Genomic DNA, 4020 nt, shown 5'->3' with positions numbered 1-4020 from the left:
TTTTCCTAGGGTGCGGTAATCATGATGTAAGATTTCTCCCACTCGTTTACGGCTAGCCATGGTTCCAATGGACACCCGCATTCCGGGAAACCCTTTGATGTTATTGAAGGTCATTGCGGGTCCTTCTTGTGTCGGGCGTTTCCACAAACAATTTGAAGCCATTAATCAGCCAATGCCGATTACGATCAATATCGGCTTAGACCCAGCCATTGCCATTGGGACTACCTTTGAACCGCCAACCACTCCCCTTGGTTACAATGAGCTTTGGATCGCAGGGGCTCTACGTCAAGAACCTGTACAGCTCGTTGACGGGGTTGCGGTAAATGAAGTAGGGATTGCACGAGCAGAATTTGTGATTGAAGCAGAAATTTTACCAAATCAAACCATGCAAGAAGATATCAATACCCATACTGGCAAAGCGATGCCAGAATTTCCCGGCTATACTGGAGATGCAAATCCTGCCGTAAATATCGTGAAAGTAAAAGCAGTCACCCATCGAAAAGATCGTCCAATCATGCAGACAACGATCGGGCCTAGCGAAGAGCATGTTTCGATGGCAGGAATTCCTACAGAAGCAAGTATTTTAGGTCTGGTGGACAAGGCGATCCCCGGAAAAGTAGTCAACGTCTATAACCCACCCGCTGGCGGCGGTAAATTAATGACGATCATGCAGATCCGCAAAGAAAACGAAGCAGATGAAGGGATTCAGCGGCAAGCGGCCATTCTAGCTCTTTCTGCATTTAAAGAATTGAAAACCGTGATCCTTGTAGATGACGATGTCGATATTTTTGATATGAACGATGTGATGTGGACGTTGAATACACGTTTCCAAGGAGACAAAGACGTCATTGTGATTCCTGGCATGAGAAACCACCCTCTTGATCCTTCCGAATTACCGGAATACAATCCTGGAGTGATTCGTTTTAGAGGAATGAGTGCGAAAACCATCTTAGACGGCACTGTTCCTTTTGATATGAAAGATCATTTTATTCGAGCAAAATTCAAGGAAGTAACTGACTGGGAAAAATACCTTGATTAACAAGAGAGGAATCAATCACTATGACGCGTAAAAAGAAAATCGTCATCGGCATTACCGGAGCTTCCGGCACCACCTACGCAATCGATCTAGTCAAGAAACTACGGGAAATCCCCTCTGTGGAAACTCACGGCGTCATCAGCAATTGGGCGAAGCAGAATCTTAAATTGGAAGCAGATATGCAATTGTCTGAATTAGAAAACCTGTTTGATTACCATTATCCGATCAATGATCTAGGTGCTCAAATAGCAAGCGGCTCATTTTTGGTAGACGGAATGGTGATCGTTCCAGCAAGTATGAAAACTGTGGCAGCCATTTCCATGGGCTATAGTGACAATTTGATTTCACGGGCAGCCGATGTGACGTTAAAAGAACAACGGAAATTGATCATTGTACCTCGAGAAACGCCATTAAGTACCATTCATTTAGAAAACTTGACGAAACTTTCTAGAATGGGGGTTCAAGTGATTCCACCTGTGCCAGCATTTTACAATCATCCACAAACCATTCAAGATTTAGTGGATCATCAAACAATGAAAATTCTCGATGCCCTTGCGATTGACAACGATACTGGTGGACGCTGGAAAGGTGAATGATTCATGGAAAAGACATTTCAAGCTACTGCTGATGGATTTACCATCAAAGCAATCGTTCAAGTCATCGGCAAAGATCTGTTGATTGCATTAACCGGCGGCGACGCCCCCCATATCGGTACAGTCACTTGGGCCGCAAAGGATAGTCCTAGTGAAACCACCCGTTTTCCCAGTCATCATGGACGTTTTCACAAAGATGATGTACTGAGTACCATTGTTCTCGAACACATTTCCTCTCTTTTACCGGGAAACTGTGTGATCACTGCCGGTGTCCATGTTAACGGTATTACAAAAGAACAGATCAAGGCATCCTTTAGACTAGCGGATAAAATCGGTCAAGAGATTCAAGCCTGGTTACCCACCGTTGATTTCTCGTTGCCGGAAGTAATTTATGCCAATTACAGTCAGAAAGAGCAAGACTGATCCCTTTTTCGTAAGCGGAGGAATTATTTTGCTAACGTACATCTTTTGCTTCAAGTGATACCTACCGATTGCTTTTGCTTAGCGGAACATTTTAGTGAAAAAGACCTCCAAAATCAAATTTTTTGGAGGTCTTTTCATCATATATATTCTGAATTTATTTGCCTTAGTAACACTTATACCCGTTCAAAATTCCCTATAAAAGATGCTGAATTTTCTTTAGTCATACGAAGTTCGACTAGCGCAGCCTACCCATCGCCGATCCAATCGCATGACCTGCCAGCATCCATGCTTTGGCAGCTTTTTGCAAGGTAGTTTGTTCCGGATAATTTTTCACATCGCTAGAAACGGTATTGAAGACCCAGAGCACCCCTTCATTCTTTTCTGGTTCTGTCAGTAACAGTTCATAATCATTTCCAAACAAAACCAGATTGGAAGTCGCTGGCAACCAATCTTTCAATTTAGGTGAAAGCAACCAAGTATCGGTCACGATAGGTGCTGAACGATATTCCGGAAAATACCTTTCAAAAAATCTTCTTGCTGCTTGGTAATTCTTTTGAACTTGTTCATGAACCAATTTCGCATCTGAAGGAATATGCAGCGAAAGATACGCCTGTCCTGCCAGTTGCGATGCTTTGCTCTTATGATCCGCGGCAATCATTTCAAACTCCAGTTGATCAATCCTAAACTCTAATCCGCACAAATACCGCCAGGTCCAAAACCCACGATCAAATATATCACGATGACTCACTTGCTTTGTTTCTTTTAAAAATCGAGGGAATGCCCCCATCGTAGCCAGATAAATCTCGTAAGGAATCTCTAATGGCTGATAAATATTTTTCCAGCTGATGGTCGCTGCATAGAGCTGGATCGCCAATTCTTTCATTGACTCCTCTTTATACAAAGCAGAGAGTCCTTTGGCTTCTTGTTCAGATTCAACAGGATCCAGCAGCTTTTGCACACTAATAATGACTTCTTGCTCATTCAACTGATGAAAGGCTTCCTTAACTTTCTCCTGAACTGAAACAGGCAGCTCAATTAAATCCATTAATTGCTGCAATGGCGCATTGTTTTCCAACGTCTATCCCCTCTTTCAACCTAATCACTTTTTGGCGACTCAAACAAATCACTTCTTACAACACAAATCAATATGTAATCGCTTTATTTAATTATAGAAGATTTTCAGCGAATTGATACAAGAATATACCGGTTTATACAAAAATCCTTCAAGGGATAGGAATTGATCGTTCTGTGCAGTGATTTTAGTGGGGAGTATTCTTTAGAAATCAATGGGCTTTTCGTCTTTACTGTTACCCTTTGGTCAAACTCTTCAAAAATGTTTCCCTCTAACAAACTCGTCATAAGCGGACTAAACCGTAAATTCAAACCTGCATACAAAAAAAGTGCTTGGATCACAGACATACATTTTCCTACATTTCTAGTCCTATCTCTAATCAACTAATAACAGGCGAATAGAAACCAATTCTCGTTTTCTACCTAGGAAACGAAGTATTTCTTGATCCGCCAACAAAGGAAATCTCCAATAGCAAAATGGCGTCCCATTCCAATGAAAATCCTCCGATCAAGAAACATAAAAAAGGCATCAGACCAGTCTGTCCAACACCTTTGACATAGCTAAACAAGCCTTGAGGAACATCGTGAAAATTTCAAAAAATTGCTAAAAGCGACTAGTAATCGTCAGCAACTTTCGGTAAAATAAACACGTTGGTTCCTTCGGGAATCAACTATGGCAACTTGATTGGTCAGCTGTGTAAAGTGGGTGACTGATCAAGGCTTTCTACAGGTGGGCCAACACCCGTAGAAAGTGCCTTTTTTTATTATTTGGTTTCTATTCCATTTAATCATATAGAAAGCGTTACCTTTTGACAAGAGGGAACACATGTTTTCATTGGTTTTTTTGAGAAAAATTGATGAAAATGAAGCATCCTTTCCGGTACATCAATTTCATCA

At 41.6% G+C, this 4020-nt stretch carries 3 protein-coding genes and 2 pseudogenes; 3 read left to right on the top strand and 2 right to left on the bottom strand.

Translation table 11 applies throughout. The features are described 5' to 3' along the window. Window positions 1-141: pseudogene (locus Q0A12_RS13905) on the bottom strand (hypothetical protein); the annotation flags it as partial. Here Q0A12_RS13905 and Q0A12_RS13900 point away from each other — a divergent pair. From Q0A12_RS13900 to Q0A12_RS13890, 3 genes and pseudogenes are all read left to right on the top strand, one after another. Continuing rightward, window positions 131-1039, top strand: a pseudogene (locus Q0A12_RS13900) (UbiD family decarboxylase); the annotation flags it as partial. The pseudogenes Q0A12_RS13905 and Q0A12_RS13900 sit on opposite strands and share 11 nt — an antisense overlap. Before the next feature lie 20 nt (window positions 1040-1059). Next, on the top strand, window positions 1060-1632 hold the full coding sequence (locus Q0A12_RS13895; protein ID WP_291293224.1) for a UbiX family flavin prenyltransferase: 573 nt from the start codon (window positions 1060-1062) through the stop codon (window positions 1630-1632). Window positions 1633-1635: 3 nt separating this feature from the next. Continuing rightward, window positions 1636-2052, top strand: a complete 417-nt coding sequence (locus Q0A12_RS13890) for an amino acid decarboxylase (protein WP_291293223.1) — start codon at window positions 1636-1638, stop codon at window positions 2050-2052. A gap of 235 nt (window positions 2053-2287) precedes the next feature. Here the strand turns inward: Q0A12_RS13890 and Q0A12_RS13885 are convergent, their stop codons facing one another. After that, window positions 2288-3127 (bottom strand): acyltransferase domain-containing protein, encoded by an 840-nt coding sequence (locus Q0A12_RS13885; RefSeq protein WP_291293222.1) that lies wholly within the window; start codon window positions 3125-3127, stop codon window positions 2288-2290. Between the last annotated feature and the right edge of the window lie 893 nt (window positions 3128-4020).

Source organism: Enterococcus sp. (genome assembly GCF_022711995.1).
In the GTDB taxonomy this organism is placed as follows: Bacteria; Bacillota; Bacilli; order Lactobacillales; family Enterococcaceae; genus Enterococcus_D.
This window is presented reverse-complemented; position numbering and strand designations above follow the sequence as displayed.